20 protein-coding genes are annotated in these 24,985 nt (G+C 68.8%); 12 read left to right on the top strand and 8 right to left on the bottom strand.

Translation table 11 applies throughout. The features are described 5' to 3' along the window. Nucleotides 1-5 precede the first annotated feature (5 nt). On the bottom strand, nucleotides 6-818 hold the full coding sequence (panB, locus tag VYJ16_RS07995; protein ID WP_336349787.1) for a 3-methyl-2-oxobutanoate hydroxymethyltransferase: 813 nt from the start codon (nucleotides 816-818) through the stop codon (nucleotides 6-8). A gap of 173 nt (nucleotides 819-991) precedes the next feature. On the opposite strand from panB, the gene VYJ16_RS07990 reads away from it, so the two are divergent. The 4 genes from VYJ16_RS07990 (at nucleotide 992) to VYJ16_RS07975 (ending at nucleotide 6,064) form a co-directional block, all read left to right on the top strand. Continuing rightward, nucleotides 992-2,650, top strand: a complete 1,659-nt coding sequence (locus tag VYJ16_RS07990) for a tRNA uridine(34) 5-carboxymethylaminomethyl modification radical SAM/GNAT enzyme Elp3 (protein ID WP_379762074.1) — start codon at nucleotides 992-994, stop codon at nucleotides 2,648-2,650. 127 nt (nucleotides 2,651-2,777) lie between these two features. Beyond that, nucleotides 2,778-2,975 (top strand): hypothetical protein, encoded by a 198-nt coding sequence (locus VYJ16_RS07985; RefSeq protein WP_336349785.1) that lies wholly within the window; start codon nucleotides 2,778-2,780, stop codon nucleotides 2,973-2,975. Nucleotides 2,976-3,065: 90 nt separating this feature from the next. Beyond that, nucleotides 3,066-5,222 (top strand): ribosome rescue protein RqcH, encoded by a 2,157-nt coding sequence (gene rqcH, locus VYJ16_RS07980; RefSeq protein WP_336349784.1) that lies wholly within the window; start codon nucleotides 3,066-3,068, stop codon nucleotides 5,220-5,222. Nucleotides 5,223-5,287: 65 nt separating this feature from the next. Beyond that, on the top strand, nucleotides 5,288-6,064 hold the full coding sequence (locus tag VYJ16_RS07975; RefSeq protein WP_336349783.1) for a DUF4013 domain-containing protein: 777 nt from the start codon (nucleotides 5,288-5,290) through the stop codon (nucleotides 6,062-6,064). Nucleotides 6,065-6,112: 48 nt separating this feature from the next. On the opposite strand, the gene VYJ16_RS07970 is transcribed toward VYJ16_RS07975, so the two are convergent. Beyond that, nucleotides 6,113-6,727, bottom strand: a complete 615-nt coding sequence (locus VYJ16_RS07970; protein ID WP_336349782.1) for a universal stress protein — start codon at nucleotides 6,725-6,727, stop codon at nucleotides 6,113-6,115. Between the two features lie 101 nt (nucleotides 6,728-6,828). Here VYJ16_RS07970 and VYJ16_RS07965 point away from each other — a divergent pair, with 101 nt between their 5' ends. Next, the gene (locus VYJ16_RS07965) at nucleotides 6,829-7,896 is read left to right on the top strand and encodes an mRNA surveillance protein pelota (RefSeq protein WP_336349781.1); all 1,068 of its coding nucleotides are present in this window, start codon (nucleotides 6,829-6,831) and stop codon (nucleotides 7,894-7,896) included. A gap of 418 nt (nucleotides 7,897-8,314) precedes the next feature. Here VYJ16_RS07965 and VYJ16_RS07960 read toward each other — a convergent pair whose 3' ends face one another. From VYJ16_RS07960 to VYJ16_RS07950, 3 genes are all read right to left on the bottom strand, one after another. Continuing rightward, a complete protein-coding gene (locus tag VYJ16_RS07960) occupies nucleotides 8,315-9,088 on the bottom strand; it encodes a TrmB family transcriptional regulator (RefSeq protein WP_336349780.1) in 774 nt (257 codons plus the stop codon). After that, nucleotides 9,089-12,628, bottom strand: a complete 3,540-nt coding sequence (locus tag VYJ16_RS07955; RefSeq protein WP_336351102.1) for an MMPL family transporter — start codon at nucleotides 12,626-12,628, stop codon at nucleotides 9,089-9,091. It abuts the gene before it with no gap. A gap of 246 nt (nucleotides 12,629-12,874) precedes the next feature. After that, complete coding sequence (locus VYJ16_RS07950; protein ID WP_336349779.1) at nucleotides 12,875-13,609, bottom strand: MBL fold metallo-hydrolase; 735 nt, start codon at nucleotides 13,607-13,609, stop codon at nucleotides 12,875-12,877. A 195-nt stretch (nucleotides 13,610-13,804) separates the two neighbouring features. Here VYJ16_RS07950 and VYJ16_RS07945 point away from each other — a divergent pair, with 195 nt between their 5' ends. From VYJ16_RS07945 to VYJ16_RS07920, 6 genes are all read left to right on the top strand, one after another. Next, nucleotides 13,805-14,692 (top strand): shikimate kinase, encoded by an 888-nt coding sequence (locus VYJ16_RS07945; RefSeq protein ID WP_336349778.1) that lies wholly within the window; start codon nucleotides 13,805-13,807, stop codon nucleotides 14,690-14,692. A 101-nt stretch (nucleotides 14,693-14,793) separates the two neighbouring features. After that, nucleotides 14,794-15,060 (top strand): chorismate mutase, encoded by a 267-nt coding sequence (locus VYJ16_RS07940; RefSeq protein WP_336351101.1) that lies wholly within the window; start codon nucleotides 14,794-14,796, stop codon nucleotides 15,058-15,060. 175 nt (nucleotides 15,061-15,235) lie between these two features. Continuing rightward, entirely contained in the window at nucleotides 15,236-15,556 is a 321-nt protein-coding gene (locus VYJ16_RS07935; RefSeq protein WP_175480005.1) for a hypothetical protein, read from the top strand. Continuing rightward, entirely contained in the window at nucleotides 15,557-16,081 is a 525-nt protein-coding gene (locus tag VYJ16_RS07930) for a PIN domain-containing protein (protein ID WP_336349777.1), read from the top strand. Between the two features lie 401 nt (nucleotides 16,082-16,482). Then, entirely contained in the window at nucleotides 16,483-18,858 is a 2,376-nt protein-coding gene (locus VYJ16_RS07925; protein ID WP_336349776.1) for a methyl-accepting chemotaxis protein, read from the top strand. Then, complete coding sequence (locus tag VYJ16_RS07920) at nucleotides 18,851-20,122, top strand: ABC transporter substrate-binding protein (protein WP_336349775.1); 1,272 nt, start codon at nucleotides 18,851-18,853, stop codon at nucleotides 20,120-20,122. The genes VYJ16_RS07925 and VYJ16_RS07920 overlap by 8 nt, the downstream gene beginning before the upstream one ends. 42 nt (nucleotides 20,123-20,164) lie before the next feature. On the opposite strand, the gene VYJ16_RS07915 is transcribed toward VYJ16_RS07920, so the two are convergent. The 3 genes from VYJ16_RS07915 to VYJ16_RS07905 all read right to left on the bottom strand — a co-directional run bounded on the left by VYJ16_RS07915 (nucleotide 20,165) and on the right by VYJ16_RS07905 (nucleotide 23,768). After that, nucleotides 20,165-20,563 carry a CopG family ribbon-helix-helix protein gene (locus VYJ16_RS07915; protein WP_336349774.1) on the bottom strand — a complete coding sequence of 133 codons (399 nt, stop codon included), beginning with the start codon at nucleotides 20,561-20,563 and terminating at the stop codon, nucleotides 20,165-20,167. Nucleotides 20,564-20,687: 124 nt separating this feature from the next. Continuing rightward, nucleotides 20,688-22,244: a pyridoxal phosphate-dependent decarboxylase family protein gene (locus VYJ16_RS07910; protein WP_336349773.1), complete on the bottom strand. Its 1,557-nt coding sequence runs from the start codon at nucleotides 22,242-22,244 to the stop codon at nucleotides 20,688-20,690. An 81-nt stretch (nucleotides 22,245-22,325) separates the two neighbouring features. Further along, a complete protein-coding gene (locus tag VYJ16_RS07905; protein ID WP_336349772.1) occupies nucleotides 22,326-23,768 on the bottom strand; it encodes an FAD-binding oxidoreductase in 1,443 nt (480 codons plus the stop codon). 184 nt (nucleotides 23,769-23,952) lie between these two features. Between VYJ16_RS07905 and VYJ16_RS07900 the strand changes: the two genes are divergently transcribed. Then, a complete protein-coding gene (locus tag VYJ16_RS07900) occupies nucleotides 23,953-24,984 on the top strand; it encodes a helix-turn-helix transcriptional regulator (RefSeq protein ID WP_336349771.1) in 1,032 nt (343 codons plus the stop codon). The last annotated feature ends 1 nt before the right edge of the window (nucleotide 24,985 follow it).

Genomic DNA, 24,985 nt, shown 5'->3' with positions numbered 1-24,985 from the left:
TCCGCTCAGTACAGTTCGTCCAGTTCCTCGACGCCCTCGCTGTGCTCCGCGCCGGGGAACTCGCCGGACTCGACCGCCTCGGTGTACGACTCGATGGCGTCGCCCATCGCCTCGCGGACGTTCCCGAACTCCTCGACGAACGACGGCGTCCAGTCGCTCAACCCGACGGCGTCGTCGACCACGAGCACCTGTCCGTCGCAGTCCGGGCCAGCGCCGATACCGATAGTCGGAATCTCGAGCGCGTCCGTGATGCGGGCAGCGAGCGGCGCCGGCACGCGCTCGAGGACGAGCGAGAACGCGCCCGCGTCCTCGTGGGCCGCCGCGAGTTCGAGCATCCGGTCCGCGGCCTCCTCGCTCGTCCCCTGCAACGCGTACCCCTGCTGGTTCACGGACTGCGGGGTCAACCCGAGGTGCGCCATCACGGGGATACCGAGGTGACTGAGCTTCTCCGTCAACTCGACCGTATGCGGCCCGGACTCCAGCTTCACCGCGTGTGCGCCCGCCTCCTTCAGCATCCGGCCCGCGTTCTCGATGCTCTCCTTGTCGTCGTGCCCGTAGGAGAGGAACGGCATGTCCGCGACGACGAGCGCGTCCTCCGCACCACGCGCGACCGCCGTCGTGTGGTCCGCCATCTGGTCCACCGTCACCGGCAGCGTCGTCTCGTGCCCGTGAGCCGTGTTCCCCACGCTATCCCCCACGAGGATGACGTCGACACCCCGTTCGTCGACGATCTCCGCTGTCACGGCGTCGTACGCCGTCAGCATCGTTATCGGCTCCTCGCCCGCCTTCGACAGGACGTCCCTGACCGTCGTGCGCATACCCGCCCTACTCGACGCCGGACTAAACCAATACTGGAATCCCCGCGTTACGGAATCGAGTTCACTCGGACGCGAGACCCGCCAGGCTGCGACGCGACCACCGGGACGCCCGTCGAGACCGGCTCTCGGGTCGGGTGGCAACGACACGCTTAACCGCGTCTCTCCACGACGATATGGCGATGAGCGAAGCGTCGGACCCGACCGAGACCGAAGCGTTCAGAGCCGTCTGCGAGGACCTCGTCGACCGCATCCTCGCCGGTGAACTGGAACGCGACGACGTCGAGTCCGCGAAGTTGGCGGCGTGCTCGGAACACTCGGCGCCGAAGGTCCCGAAGAACTCCGAGATACTCGACCACGCCCCCCAGGAGCGCCGCGAGGAACTCGAAGGCGTCCTCATGCGCAAGCCCGTGCGGACCGCATCCGGGGTGTCGCCGGTCGCGATAATGACGAGCCCGCACATGTGTCCACACGGGAAGTGCCTGTACTGTCCGGGCGGACCGGCGAGCGAGTTCTCGAGTTCGCAGTCCTACACGGGCCACGAGCCCGCCGCGGCCAGGGGCGAGCAGAACGACTACGACCCGTACGGCCAGGTGACGCTGCGACTGAACCAGTTGCGGGAGATCGGGCATCCCGTCGACAAGGTCGAACTCATCCTCATGGGTGGGACGATGACCGCCCGGAGCCACGACTACCAGGAGTGGTTCGTCAAGCGCGCGCTCGAAGCGATGAACGACTTCGACGCGGACGCCGAACCCAATCCGGCGGAGGGCGTGAGTTTCGCCGAGGACGACCCCGAGTTCTCCTACCTCGAGGACGTCATCGCGGCGAACGAGACCGCCGACGTGCGCTGTATCGGGACGACGTTCGAGACGAAGCCGGACTGGTGCGACCCCGAGCAGATAGACCGCATGCTCGACCTCGGCGGGACGAAGGTCGAGGTGGGCGTGCAGACGACGTTCGAGCGCATCAACCGCGAGATGCATCGCGGGCACGGCGTCCAGGCGTCCATCACGGCGAACCGTCGACTCCGCGACGCCGGATTCAAGGTCGGGTTCCACATGATGCCCGGCCAGCCCGGGATGAGCGAGGAGATGTGCCTCGAGGACTTCCGGCGCATCTTCGAGCGCGAACAGTGGAAACCGGACTACCTCAAGATCTACCCGACGCTCGTCGTGCGCGGCACCCGCATCTACGACCAGTGGCGCCGCGGCGACTACGACCCGCTCACGAACGAGCGCGCGGCCGAGCTCGTCGCGGAGATCATGTCGAACATCCCGCGGTACACGCGCCTCCAGCGCGTCCAGCGGGACATCCCCGCGGACTTCATCGACGCCGGCGTCTGGAAGTCGAACCTCCGCCAGCTCGCCCGCAAGCGCATGGAGGAGCACGGCTGGACGTGCGAGTGCATCCGCTGCCGCGAGGTCGGGATGAACGACGAGGACCCCGAGAACGTGGAGATGGACACCATCGAGTACCAGGCCGGGGGCGGAACGGAGCACTTCGTCAGCTTCGAGGACTTCGACAAGGACCTCCTCGTCGGGTTCTGTCGGCTACGCTTCCCGAACGACCCCGTCCGTCGGGAACTCCAGAACGCCGCCATCGTCCGCGAACTCCACGTGTACGGGAACCAGGTCGGCGTCGGCCAGCAGGGCGAGGACGCGGACGTCCAGCATCGCGGCTACGGCCGCCGGCTCCTCGCCGAAGCCGAGGACCGCGCCCGCGACGCCGGGTTCGACAAACTGTCCGTGATCTCCGGCATCGGCGTCCGCCAGTACTACCGCGAGAAGCTCGGCTACCACCAGGACGGCCCGTACGTCTCGAAGCGACTCTGACCGGGCGCGCGCCGGGTCGATAGCGTGACCGTTCGCGGACCCGACGTGGATTGACGTCACGGCAGCCGCATGTGAGGATGCTGGTGAACGGCCGTCTTATCCGCGTGACGCCCCAACTTGCGGGTAGATGACCGACCAGGGACTGACAGAAGCCGACCACGACCGTATCAGGCATTTCCTCTCGAAACCCCGTTACGATCGGTCGTATCGGGACCTCCTCCCTGCTCACGAACGCGAGGACGACGTCGCCGAACCCAGCGAGAGCGGCGAGCACGACGTCGCCGAACCCAGCGAGAGCGGCGAGCACGACGACGAAGACGACTGAGAGGGAACGCCGGTTCGTGCGGTCGCGTGACGGCGCGCCGGTAGTCGCGACAACGGAACGTCTTTCCGCGAGCCACCGGTACGCGGCGGTATGGACGCGAAACGCGAGCTCTCTTCGGTCGACCTCGCCGCCGTCGTCTCCGAGTTCGGAGCGTACGAGGGCGCGAAGGTCGACAAAGCCTACCTCTACGGCGACGACCTGCTGCGGTTGAAGATGCGGGACTTCGACCGTGGACGGGTCGAACTCATCCTCGAGGTCGGTGACGTCAAGCGCGCGCACGTCGCCGACCCCGAGCACGTGCCGGACGCGCCGGGTCGACCGCCGAACTTCGCGATGATGCTCCGCAATCGGTTGTCGGGCGCGGACTTCGCGGGCGTCGAGCAGTTCGAGTTCGACCGCATCCTCGAGTTCCGGTTCGAGCGCGAGGACCAGGACACGATCATCGTCGTCGAGCTGTTCGGCCAGGGGAACATCGCGGTCTGCGACGAGACGTACGAGGTCGTCGACTGCCTCGACACCGTCCGCCTGAAATCGCGGACGGTCGCGCCCGGGTCGACCTACGAGTTCCCGGATTCGCGCATCAACCCGCTCGCCATCGAGTGGGAGCCGTTCGTCGCGAAGATGAACGACTCCGACACCGACGTCGTGCGGACGCTCGCGACGCAACTCAACCTCGGTGGGTTGTGGGCGGAGGAGATCTGTAGTCGCGCCGGCGTCGAGAAGGCGCTCGACATCGCGGACGCGGACGAGGACGACTACCGGCGCGTGTTCGACGCGCTCGACCGACTCCGCGAGGACGTCGCGTCCGCGGACGTCGACCCGCGCCTCTACCGGACCGACCCCGACGACGGCGACGAGACGTCCGGGAAGGGCCGCGTTGTCGACGTGACGCCGTTCCCGCTCGAGGAGCGCGACGAGTACGTCCCGGAGGCGTTCGACACGTTCAACGCGGCGGTCGACCAGTACTTCTACGAGTTCGACCGCAGCCAGGACGACGAGGGCAGCGACGAGGCGCCCGGGGACGACTCGCCGGACTTCGAGAGCGAGATCGCGAAGTACGAGCGCATCATCGAACAGCAGGAGGGCGCCATCGAGGGGTTCGAGCAGGACGCCGAGGCGTACCGCGAGCGCGCGGAGTCGCTGTACGCGAACTACGGCCTCGTCGACGACGTCCTCGGCACCATCCGCGCGGCGCGCGAGGACGACGTCCCGTGGGACGACATCGAGGCGAAGTTCGAGGAGGGCGCCGAGCAAGGCATCGACGCGGCCGAGGCGGTCGTCCGACTCGATGGGAGCGAGGGCACGGTGACCTTGTCGCTCGACGGCCGTGACGTGACCGTCGAGGTCCGGGAGGGCGTCGAGCACAACGCGGACCGCCTCTACCAGGAGGCCAAGCGCGTCGAGGGGAAGAAGGAGGGCGCGCTCGCCGCCATCGAGGACACGCGCGAGGACCTGGAAGACGTCAAGGAGCGCAAGCGCGAGTACGAGCGCCGCCAGGCGGAGGGCGGTGACGACGACGATGCGGACGGCGACGACGAGGACGACGGAGGGGTCGACCGCGACTGGCTCGCGGACCCCTCGATTCCGGTCCGCCAGCAGGAGCAGTGGTACGAGCGCTTCCGGTGGTTCCACACGACCGACGGCTACCTCGTCATCGGCGGGCGGTCGGCGGACCAGAACGAGGAGCTCGTGAAGAAGTACGTCGAGCGCGGCGACAAGGTGTTCCACTCGCAGGCTCACGGCGGCCCCGTCACCGTGTTGAAGGCGACGGACCCGAGCGAGTCCGCGAAGGACGTCGACTTCAGCGACGAGACCCTCGAGCAGGCGGCTCAGTTCGCGGTGACGTACTCGTCGGTGTGGAAGGACGGCGTCTACGCCGGGGACGTCTACATGGTCGACAGCGACCAGGTGTCGAAGACGCCCGAATCCGGCGAGTACCTCGAGAAGGGCGGGTTCGCGGTGCGGGGCGACCGGACGTACTTCCGGGACACGCCAGTCGGCTGCGCGGTCGGTATCCAGTGCGAGCCCTCGACGAGGGTGGTCGGCGGGCCGCCGGCAGCGACCGCGGAGCGCACGGAGACGATGATGGAGGTCGAACCCGGGAAGTTCGCGCAGGGCGACGTCGCGAAACGCATCTATCGCGAGTTCCGCGAGCGGTTCGCTGACACGTCGTTCGTGCGGAAGGTCGCGAGCCCGGACCGCATCCAGCACTTCCTCCCGCCGGGCGGGAGCCGAATCAAGGACTGAGACGATGCCCGAGCCACTCCAGGGATGACCGGCGAGACAGCCGACGCGAACGGACGGGAGTCGACATGACGGAGGACACCGATTCGTTCGTCGGCGCGCTCCGGTACCCGACGCGGGGCGCGGCGTCGCGGGACGGTATCGCGGTCCTGACCGTGCTCGCGCTCGCGGTGGCGCTCGCCGGCCGGTACGCGGTCGCGGTCTACCCGGGCGTCGCAGCACTCGGCTTCCTCGCGCTCGCACTCGCGGCGGTCGTGGCGTGGCTCGGGTACCTCGGGCGCGTGCTCGCCGGGACCGTCGGCGGCGACCTCGCGAGCGGCGACCGCGCGCTCGTCGACGTCCCCGGCGACGCGAGCGAACTCCCCGCGTCCGGGAGCGTCCGCGGCCTCCTCGCGACCGGTGGCCGGGTCGCGCTCGCGAGCGTCCCCTACCTCGGCGCGCCCTTCCTCCTCCTCTACGTCACCGTCCTCGGGCTCGGCGGGCTCGCACCCGACAGCGTCCAGGGCGGTGGCGGGTTCGCGCTCCTGGCGGGCGGCACGATCTCGTTCCTCCTCGCACTCGCCGTCCTCTACGTCTACCCCGCCGCGCTCTGCGAGCTCGCCGCCACCGGCAGCCTCCGGCGCGCACTCGCCCCGTGGTCGTTCCGCGACGTCCTCGCGCACGCCGCGTACCTCTACGCGTGGACCGCCGCCTTCAGTATCGCCGTCCTCGCACTCGCCGCCTACGCCCGCGTCCTCACGTCCGCGGGCGTCTTCGGGCTGCTCGCCGCGCTCGGCACGGGATACGCGAGCGCCGTTGCCGCACGCCTCAGCGGGATGGGCTACCGGCGAGCGCGCCGACGCTAGCCCGTCGTCACGAGATGATGCTCGTCCGTTGAGTCACCGGGTCGACCTTCACGAGATGATGCTCGTCCGCTGGGTCACCGGGTCGACGTACACGAGGTACGTCTCGTCCTCGCTCTCGGCGTCGACGACCCACACGCTCACCTGTCGCTCGACCTCGGTCACCGCCGCGTCGATTCCCGCGTCCGCGAGGGCGTCCCGGGCGATGTCCATCGCCTCGTCCTCGTCCTCGACGGTGACGTCCGTCTCCGGGAGCCGGACGGTCATGACGGGGCACGCCGCGCGACGCACCAGACGTTCGGCGACGCTCCCGATGAGACGCCGCTCGACGCCCGAGCGACCGTGGGTGCCGGCGACGATGAGGTCGGCGTCGATCTCGTCGGCGTACTCGACGATGTGGCGTGCCGGGTCGCCGTCCTCGATGGCCGTCACGACGTCGACGCCGTGCTCGCGAGCCATCGTCGCGACGCGGTCGACCGCCTCCTGCCCGCGGTCGTCGAGCTCGGACTCGTCGCCGAACCCGGCGACGAACGCGCGCACGCTCTCGTCGACGACGTGGAGGACGTGTATCGTCGCACCGTACGTCTCCGCGAGGTCGATCGCTTGCAGCGCCACGTGGGCCGAGCCGACGCTCCCGTCGGTCGGCACGAGGATTCGCTCGTACATACTCCTGTCAACGCCCCCAACCCACATGAAACGTCCTGCCGGCGACGCGAGCGCCGTGAGCGATAGCAGGACACTTACACCGCCCGGGGCAAGTCCGGGGTATGCAGATCAAGGATCGCTATCGCGTCGAGGGCAACCGGGAGCGCATCACGCTCGTCCCGGAGACGCTCGACGACCTCTGGCACCTCCAGTACGTCCTCGAACCCGGGGACCTCGTCGCGGGCGATACGACGCGACGCATCCAGCGGAACGACGAGGACCTCCGCGACACGGGCGGTGAGCGCGAGCACATGTTCGTGACGCTCGGCGTGGAGGAGGTGGAGTTCCACAAGTTCTCGAACCGCCTCCGGGTGTCGGGCGTCATCGAGGACTGTTCGCGCGAGGACCAGCTCGGGTTCCATCACACGCTGAACGTCGAGGACCACGACGAGCTGGAGGTCGAGAAGGTCTGGAAGCCCGACCAGCTCGACCGCATCGAGGAGGCCGAGGAGGCGGCGGAGAACCCGGACGTCGCCATCGCGACCGTCGAGGAGGGCGAGGCGTACATCCACACGGTCGCGCAGTACGGCACCGAGGAACGCGGGCGGTTCACGGGGACGACGGGGAAGGGCGAGTACGCGCGCGGTCGCGGCGAGCTGTTCGGCGAACTCGGTGCGGCGCTCGCGCGGATGGACGTGGACGCCATCGTCCTCGCGGGCCCGGGGTTCACGAAGCAAGACGCACTGAAGCACATCGAGGAGAACTACCCCGAGGTCGCGGAGCTGGTGACGATGGTCGACACGTCCGGCGTCGGAGACCGCGGCGTTCACGAGGTCCTCAAGCGCGGGGCTGTCGAGGACGTCCAACAGCAGACCCGCATCGCGAAGGAAGCGGAGTACATCGACGAACTCACCGAACGCATCGGGCAAGGCCACGAGGCCTCCTACGGGCCGGAAGCGGTCGCGGAGGCCGCAGAGTACGGCGCGGTCGAACAGCTACTGATCCTCGACGAGAAGCTCCGCGAGGAACGCGGCCCCGACGGCGAGTGGGACATCGACGTCGACGACGTCGTCACGAGCGTCGAACGCCAGGGCGGCGAAGTGACGGTGTTCTCCAGCGAGTTCCCGCCCGGCCAACAACTCCGGAACCTCGGCGGTATCGCCGCACTGCTCCGCTACCGGCTCGAGTGACCGACCGTTCGCGCGCCCGAACTGCGAGCATCGGTCGTCGACCCTAGTCGGTTTGGGACGTGAATCAATAACTACCAGCCGAGACGTTCTATCGCAGTCCGAGGCAACGAGACAGTGACAATGGAGCGACGTTCCGTGCCACGACGTCGCCGACTCCACCCACCCCCACCCATGCCGTCGCGCCCGTCGTCGTCGCAGCCATAGCGGTCGACGACGGTCCCCGAATCCGAACGCCCTCCCTCTCCCCCCACTCACTCCCCACACCTCGAACCTACCACCCCCTGGGTAGGCTCACGTTCGCCTATCGGCGCGCACCCGGCAGTATCACTCGGCGCGACCGCTCCCGCTCTCGGTCGTCGCGATTCCTGCAGAAGACCCCTGCACAGGGACGGCTCGCAGCCGCGCCGCCGCGCCGCAGTCAGGCGATCTCGCGCGGCGAGATGGAGTTCATCGCGAGTTCGTGGAGGACGGTCGCGAAGTTCGTGCGCGCCGTCCAGAACGCGGTCTCCGTCGTGAGTTCGGGGATGTCGTCGCGGTCACCGAGCACGCTCATCAGGACGACGTTCCCGTCCGCGAGCACCGCGCGCCCGGTTCGTTCGTCGTCCACCGCGGGCTCGGCGGTATCCATCGTCGCGATGCTCGCGTCCGCCTCGAACAGCTCGCGGACGGCCGGGTTCACGCTCACCACGCGAACGGTGACGCCCTCCGTCGTGGCTTCCCGGAGCGCCGCCGCGATGTCCTCGGTCACGAGGTCGGGCGTCCGCGCGGCGAACACCACCGCCTCTTCGGCGTTCCGGACGAGTTCCGCCGCGCGCTCCGCGACGTGGTCGTGCCCGGAGAGCGTCCAGATCGCCTCCTGTTCCTCGCGCTCCCCGCCGCGTTCGTTCCGCACGCTCTCGACGTACTCGAACGCGCGGTCGGACTCCGTCTCGAAGCGCTCCCGGAGCGTCTTCCGGGCTTCCTCGATGCTCACGGGCCGGTACTGCATCGGGCTCGACTGCTGGACCTCGACGAGCCCACGGTCCTCCAGGCCCTCCGTGACGCTGTAGACCTGCGACCGCGGAACGTCCGCGACGCGCGAGACCTCGCGCGCCGTCCCCGACCCGAGCTTCTGGAGCGCGATGAACACCTTCGCCTCGTACGACGTGAGGCCGAGGCGTTCCAGGGACTCGATGGCGTCTCCCTCCTGCATTCAGTCGTCACCTCCGACCGGTGCTTCCGCGGCGGCCGGCTCCGCGGAGAAGTCCGCCTCCGGCCCGAAGTACTTCACCCACACCACGAGCAGGCTCGGGAGGACGAGCACGCTCGCGAGGAACGCGTAGATGATCGTCATCCCCGTGATGACGCCGAACTGCTGGAGCGCCGGGAAGATCGCGAACGCGAGCGTCCCGAACCCGCCGACGGTCGTCGCCGCGGACCCGAGGAGCGCACCGCCGGTGCCGGTGATGGTGCGGTCCATCGCCGTCCAGACGTTCCCGGTGCGTTCCAGTTCGAGATTGAACCGTTCGCTGATGTGGATGGAGTACGCCACCCCGAGCCCGACGGTGAGGCTCGTTATCATCCCCGTCAGGACGTTGAACGGCATCCCGATGGCGTACATCGTCCCGAGGATCCACGACACGCTCAGTGCGACCGGGAGGAGCGTGAACGCGCCGAGCGCGGCACTCCCCTCCTGGATGCGGTACGCGATCATGAGGAACGCGAACACCGCGATGAGCGTGATGATGAGGCTCTGGATGACGGTGTCGAGGAGTTCGCGCTGCACGATCTCGTTCACGACCGGACTGCCGGTCGCGGTCGCGCGCGTCCCGTCGCCGTTCATGATCGTCGCGACGTCGCGGAGCTGCGTGGTGACGTCCCCGGTGTCCGCGCCGCCTTCGATGGGGACGACGAGCCGCATCGACTCGTACCGGTAGCCGTCGTCGGTCTCGACGCGATGCACGTACTCGCTTGCTTCGTCCTCGTTCACGCGGAACAGCGCGGAGAGGACGCCCGTGACGTTCTCGTCCGGCGTCCCGTCACCGTCGGTGTCCGCCGCCCAGAACGTCTCGTTGAACGACGCGTTCGTCGCCGCGGTCGACCGCATCACCGACAGCACCGACCGGGTCGCCACGTCGCCGCTACTCCCCGTGAACGCGGTGTCCATCTCGGAGAGCCCCGTCTCGGTCTCGTTCAGCCGCGCGAACGTCTCCGCAGTGTCGAGTGACGCCGAGTCGTTCGCCCTGACGAGTATCTGCGCCTGGGAGTCCTCGCGCTGGAAGTTCTCGTTCACGTAGTCGAGGTTCGCCTTCGCGGAGTACTCGCCGGGCGTGAACGGCTCCGGGAGCTCGTACAGCCACTCGGCGGGTTCGTCCGCGATGAAGCTCTCCTGACTGAACTCGGTACTGACCTGGGTCGCGCCGACGCCACCGGCGATGGAGATGACGAGCGCGACCGCGATGACGACCGCGGGCGCCTTCCGGGCGGCCGTTCCGCCGAGCGAGAGCACCTGCGAGAACCGGCCGCCGCCGGTCCCGAACGCGCGCTTCGTGCGGTCGAGCCCGAGGCGGTTCTCGAGGAAGCCGTCGGCTTCGATCTTCAACGCCGGGATGAGCGCGCCGAACACCGCGAGCGCCGCGAGGATACCGACCGAGGACACGATACCGAAGTCCTGGATGGGCGGGAGCGGGCTCGTGAGGTTCGAGAGGAACCCGATGACGGTCGTCGCCGTCACCCACGTCAGCGCGAGGCCGACGCCGCCGAGCGCCGCACCCATCGAGCCACGGACGTCGTCGACCGTGTTCTCGTCAGTGCGCGCCTCCCGATGCCGCATGAAGATGTGTATCGCGTAGTCGATACTCAACCCGATGAGGAGCACCGGGACCGCGATCATGATCTGGTTGAACGACACCCCGGCGATTCCCATGAACCCGAACGTCCACAGGAGGACGGCGATGATGCCGAACAGCCCGAGGACGATGTCGAGGAAGTCGCGGTACGCGACCATCAGCGTCAACAGCACGAACAGCAGCGCCATCGGCGCGACGATGTTCACGGAGTCCGTGAGCGACTGGTCGATCTCCTGGGAGATGACGCCGAACCCGAAGACGATGTACTCCTCGTCGTCGCTCCCGGTCGAGCCCGCCTGTGCGACGTCCTGCATCTCGAGCTGGACCTGCGTCACGGTCCCGCTGACGGTCTGCGCGTTCGACGCGGCGCTACTGGAGGACGTCTCGAGGACGCCGATGAGCATCCGCGCGTTCGCGCTCGTCGACCCCGGCTCGAAGTCCTGGGGCATCAACCCGAGCGCCTGCCCGGCGAGCGGACCGTCGCCCTCGCTGAGGACGACCTCGGCGGTGTCCTCGACCTGCGTCGCGTTCATCGACTCGAGCTTGTCTATCTGCGCGTCGAGCGACGGCGTTCCGCCGTCCTGGAGCGCCTGTCGGCGTTCCTGGAACTCGGCGAACGCCTCCTGGAGCGCTTCGCCCTCCGCTTTGAGGGTCTCGGCTTGCTCCTGGAGCGCCTGGGATTCGTCGCGGAGGACGCCCTGCGTGCCGGCGAGGTAGTTCCGTTCGACGGCCGCGAGCAGCGGGCTGACGTCCTCGACGGTCGCTTCGAACGCGGCGAAGTCGCCGTCCTCGAACTCGACGGTCGAGTTCGCGACGACGGCGTCGTACTGGCTGCGAGCGGTGACGTTCGGGTCGCTCGCCGCGGTCGTCATCGCCTCACCGAGTGCCGCGGCGGTCGCGTTCACGCGATCGGAGCGGTTCGCGAGCGCCCCCAGCTGGTCGCTGAGGACGCCCTGCGTGCCCTGGCGGTACGCGCCCTGGACCTGTCGTTCGCTCGAGGCGTTCCGGAGGCGCTGTGCGGCGTCCTCGAAGATGGCGTAGTCCTGTGCGTCGAACTCGACCGTGGTGTTCGCCTCGACCTGGTCGAACTGCGTGCGGACGTCCGCGTTCGGGTCCTCGCGGAGGACGGTGAGGGCACCGCGGAGCCGCTCGCTGGTGTTCGTCAGCGTGACCTGGCGCGCCTGGAGTGCGCGGAACTCGTCGGCGAGCACCTGCTGGGTGCCCGACCGAACCGTGGTCTGGACCGCCGTGGTGTTCGCGCGGAGCTGCGTGGCGGCGCGTTCGAACGCCGCGTAGTCGTCGCTCCCGAGTTCGACGCTCGTGTTCGCGTTCACCTGCTCGAACTGCGTTCGGATGCTCGCGTTCGGGTTCGCGCGGAGCGTGTCGAGCGCGCCCTTGAGGCGCTCGCCGGTCTCGTTGAGCGCCTCGCCACGTGCTTCGAGCTCGGCGCGGCTCTCGTTGAGCGCTTCCGAGCGCGCCTGCAGTTCCGCGCCGCGAGCCTGGAGTTCACCGGCTTTCTCCTGCTGGATGGCGGTGATGGCGACGAGGTTCGAGACGCCGAACAGGCCCTGGTCGCCGGCGAGCGTCCCGTTTATCGTCTCGTTCGACCGGAGTTCCTGTTGGTATCTGAGCGACGCCAACAGCGACTCCCTGGAGAGGACGTTCCCGTTCTTCGACTCGCTCCGGACGATCACCTGGACGCTCGTAGTGCTCGTGTTGTCCGCGACGAACGTCTCGGTGATGTACTCGGAGGCGTTGGCGGCGTCGCTCTCGCTGTTGAACTGGTCGAGACCGGAGTCGGACTCGACGGCACCGGCCTGCGAGCCGAGGCCGGCGGTCACGAGCAAGAGCGCGACGATGACGACCTTCGTGTGCCCTGCGATACCATCCGCGAGGCGGTCCATGGCGCTCACGTGGACCGACCTCCGACGTCGAGTTTACTGTGTGTACTGAACATACGACAGTTGTGTTGTTACTCGCCTACTAACAGGCAGTCGTTCATAAACTTGTTCGTACCGACGTGAAGAAACGCAGGACAACCCGCCGATTGTTCTAAACCGGTGGCGATCTCCGACGGCGTCCCCGGAGCGTCCGCTGGAGGTGAACACTCCAGCAAAGAACGCCGCGGCCGCTTTCGAGGAGCGCCCGCGTCAGTCGATGGTGACCGAGAGCATGTCCTCGGCGAACCTGACGTCCCCATCGTACCCGCGTTCGATCGACGCGAGCATCTCCTCGTGCTTGTCCTCGGTATGCGGGTAGAGGTGCGTGAGGTAGACGCGCCCGTACTCGTGGCCGGCGAGCGCCTCGCCGAGCTGGCTCGGCGTCGGGTGGTTGTCGACGTCGACGCTGTCCGGGAACGAGCAGTCGTGCGCGAACACCGCCACCTCGTCCGCGAACGACGCCAGCGCCTCGGTCGCCTCGCCGTCACCGGAGAACGCGAACCGGTCGTCGAACCGGTACGCGAGGCACTCCTTGGAGTGCTCTGTGCGATGCGCCTCGACCTCGAAGCCGGCGATCTCGAAGGACTGCTCACCGACCTCGCGGACCGAGAGGTCGACGCGCCCGTCGAGGTAGTCGTGAACGTCGAGCAGGCCGTCGACGAGCGCCTTCGTCCCGCGCGGCCCGACGACCTCGAGGTGCTCCTCGCCCGCGAGCCAGCGCGCCTTCAACAGCGCCATGAGGTCCGAGACGTGGTCGAGGTGGTGATGCGTGAGGAGGACCGTCGACACGTTCTCCGCGCCGACGCCGGTCTCCTCGAGTCGATGCAGGACGCCCGCGCCGCAGTCGACGAGCAGGTACCGGCCGCCTTCGTCGACGAGTAACCCGGTCTGGTGTCGGTCGGCGAGCGGCATCGCGCTCCCCGTGCCGAGGAAGGTGACGCGCATACCGACCCGTCGGGCGGCCAGCGGGATGAATCGGTCGCCTCGCGGTCGCCGGATTCCCGGGATGGCGAATCCGCGGTGACGGAACGGCGGCGGGCGCGGAGTGTCGGCGGGTATCGCACGCACCGCCACCGCGGAGTGTCGGCGGGTATCGCACGCACCACAACCCCCAAGTACGTCCTCGGATTCGGGACGGGTATGCAGGGTCGTGCCACGGCACCGGCGGCGGGAACCGTCCTGAACGCGCTCGCGACCGGGGTCGGCTCGGCGTTCGCCATCGACGCCGACACCACCGCGTCCGTCGCGCTCGACGCCGACGCGGGCGCCGACGCGTCGGTGACGGGCACGGTCGCGGGCGCGCCCGACGCGGACACCGCGCTCGTCGAACGCTGCGTCGAACTCGCACTCGACCGCTGGGCCGGCGACGCCGACGTCGACCCCGCCACGGTCGGCGGCGAGGTCCGCACGGAGAGCGACGTGCCGATGGCGGCCGGACTGAAGTCCTCGAGCGCCGCCGCGAACGCGACCGTGCTCGCCACCGCGAGCGCGCTCGACGCCGACCCGGACCCGCTCGACGCGTGCCGACTCGGCGTGCAGGCCGCCCGCGACGCCGGCGTCACCGTCACGGGCGCGTTCGACGACGCGAGCGCGAGCATGCTCGGCGGCCTCACCCGCACCGACAACACCGCGGACGAACTCCTCGCGCACGACGACGTCGACTGGTCGGTCCTCGTCTGGACGCCACCGGAGCGCGCGTACAGCGCCGACGCGGACGTCTCGCGCTGCGAGCGCGTCGCCCCCATGGCCGCCCTCGTCGACGACCTCGCCGCAACGGGCGAGTACGGCCGCGCCATGACCGTCAACGGCCTCGCGTTCACCGCCGCCCTCGAGTTCCCGCCCGCCCCCATCGTCGACGCGCTCCCCCACGCCACGGGCGCGAGCCTCTCCGGGACCGGCCCGAGCTACGTCGCCGTCTTCGACCCCGACGACGGCGACGACCGAGAACGGGTCGAAGCTCGCTGGCGCGAGCGCGACGGCGACGTCTGGCGCACCACCACCCGCAGCGACGGCGCACGCATCCTATGACACGAGAACCCAGCCACACCGACGACGAACGCGACGATTCGAGACACGACGACCGCGGCACCGGCGACGCCGGCGACGGCGCCATCCCGGCGCCCGACGAGATGAGTCTCGACGAACTCCGCGACGAGATACGGGGCATCGACCACGACCTCGTCGAACTCATCGCCAGGCGGACGTACGTTGCCGACACCATCGCGCAGGTCAAAGACGAGAAGGACCTTCCGACGACCGACGAGGAACAGGAGCAGCGCGTCATGGACCGCGCCGGCGAGAACGCCGAACAGTACGACGTCGACGCCAACCTCGTCAAGGCCATCTTCAGACTGCTCATCGAACTGAACAAAGTTGAACAAAGAGAGAGCAGATAGCTGAATTCAACCGTTTCAAGGCTTCTATTGCGGTGCGGGTTGCAAAATTCTCTGCCGGTAGTTGTTCTTTCGATTCAGGCTCGATGGAAAACACCATGTCCAGTTTCGGTGGCTCCGAAGGATGTGGTAGTGACGGGGGGCAAGCGTTTTACTCCTACACTCACAATGTACACACATGAGTTCCGAGTCCAAGAAAAAGCGCGTCCAGTTCCGTGCACCGAGGGGGCTGGTAGACCGGGCCGACGCGCTCGCTGCGGTGTTCGAGACGGATCGGACGGACATCCTCATCTCCGCGCTTCGGGACTACCTGCGGGACGCCGCGCACTCCGACGAGGTGAAACAGGAGATCGCGGAGGCCTTCTACGACGACGACATCACGTTCGAGGAACTGAAAGACCTCGTCGGGCACGAGGAAGCCGCCAACTTCCGACTGCTGAAGGAGCAACTGACCGACGAATTCGTGGACGAGGTCGCGGAGGAGCTGGCCGACTCGTAGATGGGTCTGATAGTCGCCGACACGTCGGCTCTCGTAAGCCTCGGGACAGTGGCAGGGGACTCAGCGAATCCACTCGACCTCCTCCTTGATTCGCACACCGTGGTCGTCCCAGAGCAGGTCATCGACGAACTCACCGAGACTGCGTCCTACGACGACGCATCCGGTGAGGCGGCACAGGCGGTTCTCGACCGTCGCTCTGCGTTCGAGACTCGTTCCGTCGAACTGGACGAGACGTTCCCCCTGGACGATGGCGAGAACACGGCGGTCACGCTGGCGAACGATATCGATGCCGTACAACTGCTCTGCGACGAATTCAATCGACTTGCGCTCGTCCACGCCTCGCTAGCCGAGACCCGCCTCGTCACGACGCCCATCCTCCTCACTGCGCTGGTTCGCAACGATGCGATTTCACCCGACACTGCTGAGGGGTTGTTGGCTGAGATGAGTGATGCCCGCAGCTGGTCGACGAACTCCTACGTAGAACGTGCAAAGGCCACGCTTCGACAGCAACGCGAGAATGGGTGACTTGATTGGATTTGCGACCCGTAGGTTGTCGTTCTACCTCCAGTATTCAACCGCCAAATGGTGAAATTCTCCGAGTTGAACAAGGTCGAGCAGCGCGAGAGTCGGTGAGTGCGCTGCGGGCGTGCTCTCGGTGACACCTCCAGACCGATCCGAATTTTGATGCGTATTGGTCTGGGGTCGATGCCGTTCGGAATTGCGGTCTTCTGTCACGGCCGCGACCGCTGAGACCGCCACTGTGGGGCGTTTCAGGGTGGTTTGAGTGTAAACTTTCGTCCCGCCATTAGGAATTTAGTGACGGCCCCTACCATGGGCCCCCTGTCATTATGGTTGAACTCTCGCGTGATGCGCTCATGGTAGGGATACGGGGGTTGGTACCGAACGTTATACGTCGGAACTACGCGGTGAAGTTCGGCATCGCGTTGCTCGTCCTCGGCCTCTCGGTGGGGCTGGTCGGGTTCGTCGGCACCGCACTCATCCAGGAGGACGTCGAACAGCGCACGGACGAGGACTACGCCACGCTCGCCGCACAGGAGGCCGAGAAGCTCGAGACGTGGAACGACAACAACGAACTGACGGTGGACATGCTGTCGCGGTCCGCGCCCGTCGCGAGCGGCGACCGCGAGCGCATCCAGTCCGCCATCTCGAGTCGCCTCCTCGAACTACCCGTGGGGGCGCAGGCGATACACTACGTGAACGTCTCCTCGGGCGAGGTCGTCGCGAGCACGACCGACGACGCCGTCGGCCGCGACCTCTCCAGCATCGGCGAACCGTGGTCGGAGACCGCGGCGGACCCGGCGGCGAGCGTCACCGTCTCCGAGCCGTACGAGCGCACGCTCGGTGACGTCCCGCTCCCGCTGGTCGCGTACACGAAGCAGGTGCACGAGGACTCGGACCACGCGATCGTCTACACGGTGAACATGCACGCGTACGCCGTGAACCTCCAGAGTACGACGCGGAGCGGCGTGACGATGGTCGTCGACGGGAACGACCGCGTGATGGCCGACGAGTACAACGGCGAACTGCTCGCGAGCTACGACAACGGCGGGCCGCTCGCACAGGCGCGCAGCGGCGGGCCGACGAACCCCGGCACGACGACGGTCGCGACCGCCGGCTTGCTGGGCAGCCAGTCGTACCCGCTGCCGACGAGCGAGCGCGCGGTCGTCGGGTTCGCGCAGGTCCGGAACACCGACTGGGTCGTGCTCGTTCACACGCCCGAGAGCGCGGCGTACGGGTTCGTGCAGCGCGTCCGCGACTACGGCGCCGCGGCGACGCTCGTCGGCGTGCTCCTCGTCGGCCTCGTCGGCGCGGTCCTCGGACGGAACACCGCGGTCGCCATCGACCGCCTCACCGCGAAGACCGAGGCGATGGAGGACGGCGACCTCGACGTCGACCTGTCGACGCGACGCATCGACAACATCGGCCGGCTCTACGACGGCTTCGACAACATGCGCGAGTCACTCAAGACGACGCTGACGGAGGCGGAGACAGCGCGGGAGAACGCTGAGGCGGCGCGCGAACGCACGCAGCGCGTGAACGAGCACCTCGAGGCGAAGGCCGCGGAGTACGGGCGCGTCATGGAGTCCGTCGCCGACGGCGACCTCACCGAACGCATGGACGCGGACGCCGACAACGAGGCGATGGCGGAGATCGCGGAGGCGTTCAACGAGATGATCGTCGACCTCGAACGGACGACCGCGGAGGTGAAGGCGTTCGCGGAGGACGTCGCGACCGCGAGCGAGGAGGTGACGGCGTCTAGCGAGGAGGTGCGCTCTGCGAGCCAGCAGGTCACCGAGTCCATCCAGGAGATCAGTGACGGGACGGACCGGCAGAGCGAGAGCCTCCAGGTGATGAACGAGGAGATGAACGACCTGTCGACGACGACCGAGGAGATCGCGGCGTCCTCGAACCAGGTCGCCGACGTCGCCGAGCGGACGGCCGAAGCGGGCAAGCAGGGCCGCGAGGCCGCACAGGAGGCCATCGAGGGGATGGAAGCGATCGAGACGGAGTCCGACGAGGCGGTCGCGGAGATAGAGCGCCTCGAGGACGAGATCGCGAAGGTCGACGAGCTCCTCGGGTTCATCCAGGACGTCGCGAAGGAGACGAACATGCTGGCGTTGAACGCGAACATCGAAGCAAGTCGCGGCGGTGCGGACGCCGCCGGTGAGGACGGTGGCGGGTTCGCGGTCGTCGCGCAGGAGGTCAAGGAGCTGGCGGCGGACACGAAGGACGCGGCGGAGGACATCGAGGAGCGCCTCGAGAGCATCCAGGCCCAGACGGGGAACGCCGTCGAGACCGTGCACGGGACCCGCGAGCGCGTCGCGGCGAACAAGGACGCGGTCGCGGAGGCCGTCGGCGCCCTGGAGGACATCGCGGACTACACGGAGGAGACGAACGTCGGCGTGCAGGAGATATCGGCGGCGAGCCAGCAGCAGGCGGCGTCGACGGACCAGGCGGTCGCGATGGTCGACGACGTCGCGTCCATCGGCGAGGAGACGAGCGCGGAGGCGGAGAACGTCGCGGCGGCCGCCGAGGAGCAGACGACGGCGCTCACGGAGGTCAGTCAGTCCGCGAGCACGCTCGCGGAACAGGCTGGACAGTTGTCCGCGGCGCTCGACCAGTTCGAGACGGCCGCGGACGCGGACGGCAACGTGGGCGCAACTGCGCCAGCGAGCGACGCTGGCGGCGAGTCGGAGCCGAGCGTGCTCGACGCCGGCGACGACCCGTCGACCGCGCCAGATGGTGGCCCCGGCGGCTTCGGAGGTGAGGACGATGCGTGAGTCGTCCTCGCGGTCGACCGCGCGGACGCGGCGCGGGTTCCTCGCGCTCGCCGGCACCGGTGCGCTCGGTGCGACCGCCGGTTGTCTCGACATCAGCGGCGTCCGGAACGCGCTCACGGGCGATACGAGCGGTCGCGAGGAGTACACGGTCGGGATGATCCAGTCCGAGTCCGGGTCGCTCGCGGCGTTCGGCCGGCGGAACGAGCGCGGCCTCCGGAACGCGCTCACCGCGATCAACGCGGTCGGTATCGGCGAGGGCTCGGACCCGCTCGTCGTCGAACTGGAGAACGACGACAGCACGCCCGCGGGCGGCGTGGACGCCGCCGAACGTCTCGTCGACCAGGTCGAGGTGCCGCTGCTCGTCGGGAGCATCGGGAGCGGCGTCACGCAGGCCATCCACGAGGACGTGGTCTCGGGGAGCGACGTCGTCCAGATCAGTCAGCACTCGACGAGCGCGGCGCTCTCGGAGCTCTCCGCGCTCAACCGGACGGCACCGAGTGGGACCGCGCTCGGTGCGGCGCTCGCGAACCTCGTCGCCGACGGCGACTACGAGAGCGTCGCGGTGACGTCCATCGAGAACGGGTACGGGAACTCGCTGTCGTCGGTGTTCCGGTCGGCGTACGACGGCGAGATCGCGTACGAGGGCACGCATCCGCAGGGCGGCGAGTCGTTCGTGGACGAGTTGGAGGCGATGCGGGCGTCGGGCGCGGACGCGTGGCTGTTCGTGACGTACGGCAGCGAGTTCGCGACGATGGTCACGGAGGCGTACGAGCGCGGGTACCACCAGGAGGTGGATTACTTCGGTGCGGAGAGCACGCTCGCGGAGAGCGTGCTCGCGAACACGCCCGAGGGCAGCCAGGAGTCCCTCGTCGGCGTCACGCAGAGCGCGCCCGTCGAGCAGGAGAGCTACCAGCGCTTCAGCGACGAGTTCCGCTCCATCTGGGGGCAGGACCCGTCGGTGTGGGCGGCGTACAGCTACGACGCGGTGACGCTCGCCGCCATCGCGATCGAGGCCGCCGAGTCGTTCACGGGCCCGGCGATATCGGACGTCGTCCGCGACGTCACGCGCCCGGAGGGCGAGACGGTGTTCTCGTTCGAGGAGGCGAAGCGCGTCCTCCAGAACGGCGGGACGGCTGCGGACGTGAACTACGAGGGCGTCAGCGGCCCGCTCGACCTCGACGAGAACGGCGACCCGCAGGGGTTCTACCAGGTGTTCGAGGTCGAGGACCACCAGTACGAGTTCACGGACTTCATCACGGGGTGACGGCCGCGAGACCTCGCCCCACGGGTCCACTCGCGGGCTCGGTCAGTGTTCGTCGCCGTCGCGGATGACCATCACCTTCACGCGGCGGACGGCGTCGAAGTCTCGGAGCGAGTAGACGAGGTCGCGGACGCGTTCGGCGTCGCCGCGACAGTACAGCGACTCCAGGCACCACTCGCCCTGGTGCGTGTGGCTCGTGTTCAGGATGACGTTCTGGAAATCGTGCTGGACGCCGTGGAGTTCGCGGATGACGTCGTGATGCCGGTAGTCGAACCCGACGAGCGCGACGACCTCGCCCGTCGTCGCCTCCAGGCGCGAGTGCGATTCCACGTACTCGAGCATCGCCTCCCGAACGGCACGCGACCGGTTCTCGATGCCCTCGTCCTGCCAGACGCGGTCGAACTCGGCGACGACCTCGTCCGGGATGTTGAAACTCGTCCGCATTCGTCTCTCCACTGGACGCGACCGTACAAAAGTCCCGTCAGACCGTGCAGCCTCCGCGACCGCGTTCGAGGGTCGGCGACCGTCTTCGAGAGTGCGGTGACCGTCTTCGAGAGTTGCGACCGCGTCAGAGGGGGAGGCTCGCTTCGGGGCGCCAGTCCGCGTCGAGTCGCGCGCCGGTGTCGGCGAGCGCGTCGAACACGGCGTCGATGTCGTCGTCGGTCGTCCGATGGTTACAGATGGACATGCGGAGCGTCCGCCGGTCGTGGACGAGCGTGGTCGTGAGGAACGCGAGGCCGCTGTCGACGACCTCGTCGACGAGCGCCTGGTTCAGGCGGTCGACGTACTCGTGAACGCGGTCCATGGGTTCGCCGGGGTGGGTCTCGTCACCGCGTCCGGCCTCGAATGCTGCCTGGACGTCGGCGGGGGCGTACCGGAACGAGTAGATGAACAGGTTCGGCTCCTGGACGGTCTCGAAGTCGTCGTGGTCGCGGACGCGCTCGTGGAGGTGCTCGGCGCGCGCGATGCCACCGCGGAGGTGGGCGCGGTAGCCGTCGACGCCCAGGTGCTTGAACGTCGCCCAGACCTTGAGCGCGCGGAACCCCCGCGACATCTGCGGGCCGAACTCGTAGTAGTCGAACTCCGCGGGCGTCTCCGCGACCGACCCGCGGAGGTACGCGGCGTGCATCGCGAACGTCTCCGCGAGCGCGTCCTGGTCGTCGACGAGCACGGCCCCGCACTCGTAAGGGACGTTCAGCCACTTGTGGGGGTCGAGCGTCACGGAGTCCGCGCGGTCGAGGCCGGCGTATCGGTCCGCGAGCTCGGGGAGCATCGCGCCGACCGCGCCGCAGGCGCCGTCGACGTGGAACCAGACGTCGCGGGCCTCGCAGACCGCGGCGATGTCCTCCAGCGGGTCGATGGCGCTGACGTTGATCGAGCCAGCCTGTCCGACGACGCAGAACGGCTCGTCGCCGTCGGCCTCGTCCGCGTCGAGGCGGGCTTCGAGTGCGTCGACGTTCATCGTGAAGTCGTCGTTCGAGGGGACGAGGCGTACCGCATCGCGGCCGAGGTTGAGCATGTCCGCGGCGCGGTAGATGCTCGAGTGGCACTCGTGGTCGGCGACGTAGAGCGTGTACGTCGGGCGGTCCTCGCCCTGGAGCCCCATCTGTCGCGTCTCGTGGTTCGTGTGGTCGCGGAACGCGGTGAGGACGGCGACGACGTTCGCCATCGTCCCGCCGCTCGTCAGGAACCCCATCGCGTCCGTCGGGTACCCGATGGCGTCCGCGAGCCACTCGACGACGGTGCGTTCGACCTCGGTCCCTGAGGGTGCGGGATGCCAGCCGCCGACGTTCATGTTCACCGCGGCGGCGACGGCGTCCGCGAGAGTCGCAATCGGTTGGCCGCCGCCCATGACGAACCCGAAGAACCGGGGGGACGGGTTGTGCGTCGCGTACGGGATGACGTCGGTCTCGATGGCGTCGAGGATGCGGTCCGGGTCGACGCCGGACTCGGGGAGGGGTTCGTCGAACGCGGCGACGACGTCCTCGGGGGCGGCCTGGACGTAGACCGGGCGGTCGTCGAGGGAGTCGTAGTAGTCCGCGATGACGTCGATGGTCCGGTAGCCGAGTTCCCGGAACGCATCGGGGTCGAGTTCGTGCGGGACTGACCCGGATTCAGTGGCCATGCTACCAACTACCGCACAGAGGCCCGAAGGGGTTGTCACCGTTTGCCGACGGTTGTCGACCGCGCGGAGCAGGCCCCGGGGTCAGTCGGTTGCGGCCCCCGGGTCGTCCTGGGTTGCGGTCCCCGGGTCGTCGGCCTCCGTCGGCCCACCTCCAGCGAACAGTCCGTTCGGGTCGTACTCGCCGACGACGGCCTTCAGTCGCTCGTACGCGTCGCCGAAGGTCGCGCGCATCGATTCGTCGTAGGATTCGAAGAACCCGGGGAAGTTCACGTAGAACGCGCCGTCGGTGAACTCGCTGAGGTCGGTGAGGCACTCGCGGACCCACGCGACGTTCGCGTCGTCGGCAGCGGGGTCCTCCCAGTTCGCCTCGACGCCGAGGAGCCACGGCGCGTCGCGGGCAGGATACGCGCTCGCTGGCGGGTCAGCGTCGTCGATCGCGCCGCCGAGGTGCCAGACGTCGACGGTCGAGAGCGGCGACGGCGCGCGCTCGGCCCAGTCGAGGAGCCGGTCGACGGCGGCGTCCGGCAGGCCGTCGAGGTAGAGCGACTTCCAGTAGTACCGCATGCCGTCGGGGTAGTCCTCGTCGAGCAGCTGCTGGAAGTCCGCGTACGCCCTCACGCCGCTCTCGTCCGCGAGCGGCGTCGCGAACTCGCGGAGCGGCGCGAGCTCGTCCTGCCCGGTCGCCGGGTCGCCGGCGTGACAGCCGAGGACCGCGAGCTTCGAGTCGTCGAGGACGGTCGCCGGGAACAGTTCCGCGTCGGGGATGACGCCGGCGGCGGTGAGCGTGCTGACGGCGTCGGGTGCGGTCGCGGCCCAGTCCCGGTACTGCCGCATGACTTCGGGCGCGTCCCGGGCGTCGTAGACGACGAAGCACGTCGCCACGTCCGGGCCGACGGGGTGGAGGTCGTACTCGAACGCGGTGACGACGCCCAGTGACCGGGCGCCGCCGCGGAGCGCCCAGAGGACGTCGGGGTGCGAGTCGTCGGTCGCGTGCACGTACTCGCCGTCGGCGGTCACGAGGTCGACCGCGCGGACGTTGTCGCACGCGAGCCCGTACCGCCGGCGGAGGTGCCCGATGCCGCCGCCGAGCGTGAGCCCGCCGACGCCCGTCTCGGAGACGACGCCACCGGGCGTGGCGAGCCCGAACGCCTGCGTCTCGTGGTCGACGTCCGCCCAGGTCGCGCCGCCCTGCACCCACGCCGTTCGCGCGTCCGGGTCGACCCCGACCGCGGTCAGGTCGGAGAGGTCGACGACGACGGCGTCGTCCGCGATCGCGGTGCCGGCGACGTTGTGGCCGCCGCCGCGCACGCACACTGCGCGGTCGTCGGCGCGAGCGAACGCGAGCGCGCTACGGACGTCGGCGACGCCACGACACCGCACGACGACGGCCGGGCGACGGTCTATCATCGCGTTCCAGACGCGTCGGGCGTCGTCGTACTCGGGGTCGCCCGGCCAGTGGACGGTGCCGTGCACGTCGGTCTCGAGGGCGTCGCGGTCGGCTCGACCGGTGTCGATGGATGCCATACTGCGCCTTCGTTCGCGGACGCGTTGGCCTCATTCACGCGAACGGCGTTCGAGCCGACCGCATCGGGTCACGCGACGAACGGGAATTCGCGGTGCGGATTGCGTCTCACGCCGCGAACGGGCGTTCGCTCGACGAACGAGAAACGTTACGTCACGTGCTAGCGTCCCTCTATGCAGAGAAGTGATGCCCGGCGACGGACACCGGCCGACGACGCCGACGAGCACTGACCGAGACGCCGACGAGCGGAGGGTCGGCGACGACGACCCGCGGACGGACGCCGACGAGCGGGGGGTCGGCGACGACGACCCGCGGACGGACGCCGACGAGCGGGGGGTCGGCGACGACGACCCGGTGCCGGGGTCGCCCGTCCTGGAGTCCGTGCTCGAGAACGCCCGGAACCGACGCCACCTCGGGACTCGCCTCGCCGCGACCGGTGACCGCCTCGACGCGGACGCTCTCGCCGACGTCGTCCGGCACGGTCCCGTCCTCGAGGCGCTCCTCGCCGGCCCGATGGACCGACGAGAGATCGAAGCGCACCTGAACGTGTCGCGCGCGACCAGTCACCGTCTCGCGCGCTGGCTCGACGAGCACGAGTTCGTCGAGAAGGACGACGGTCGCCTCCACCTCACCGGGCGCGGCGAGGCCGTCGCCGAGGAAGTCCTGCGGTTCGAGGCGACCGTTCGGACGGCCGACCGCCTCGCGCCACTCCTCGACGCGGTCTGTCCCGACCACCAGGAGTTCGTCCTGGAGCCGTTCGTCGACGCGACCGTCACCGTCGCCGACCCCGACGACCCGTATCGGCCCGTCGAGCGGTTCGCGGAACTCGCCGCCGACTCCGAGACGTTCCGCGGGTTCAACACCACGCCGATGACGCCACCCGTGCGTCGCGGGCGCGATGACCACGTCCTCGACGGAACCGAGACCGAGGTCGTCTATCGGCGCTCGGCCGCCGAGAAGCTCCTCGAGACCGCCCCCGAGCGCGCCCGAGACGCCATCGCCGCCGGCCACCTGACCATCCGGACGCGAGAGACCCTGCCGTACGGGCTCGCCGTGTTCGACGACCGCGTCGGCATCGCTGGCTACGACGACCGGACGGGCCTCGCGACGGTGTTCGTCGACACCGACGACGACGTCGCCCGCGAATGGGGCGAGCGCGTCTACCGCGCCGTCCGCGCCGACGCCGACCCCCTCGACGCTCGGACGCTGGAGGATTGAA

Origin of the sequence: Halorubellus litoreus (assembly GCF_037081675.1) — an archaeon.
In the GTDB taxonomy this organism is placed as follows: domain Archaea; phylum Halobacteriota; class Halobacteria; order Halobacteriales; family Natrialbaceae; genus Halorubellus; species Halorubellus litoreus.
This window is presented reverse-complemented; position numbering and strand designations above follow the sequence as displayed.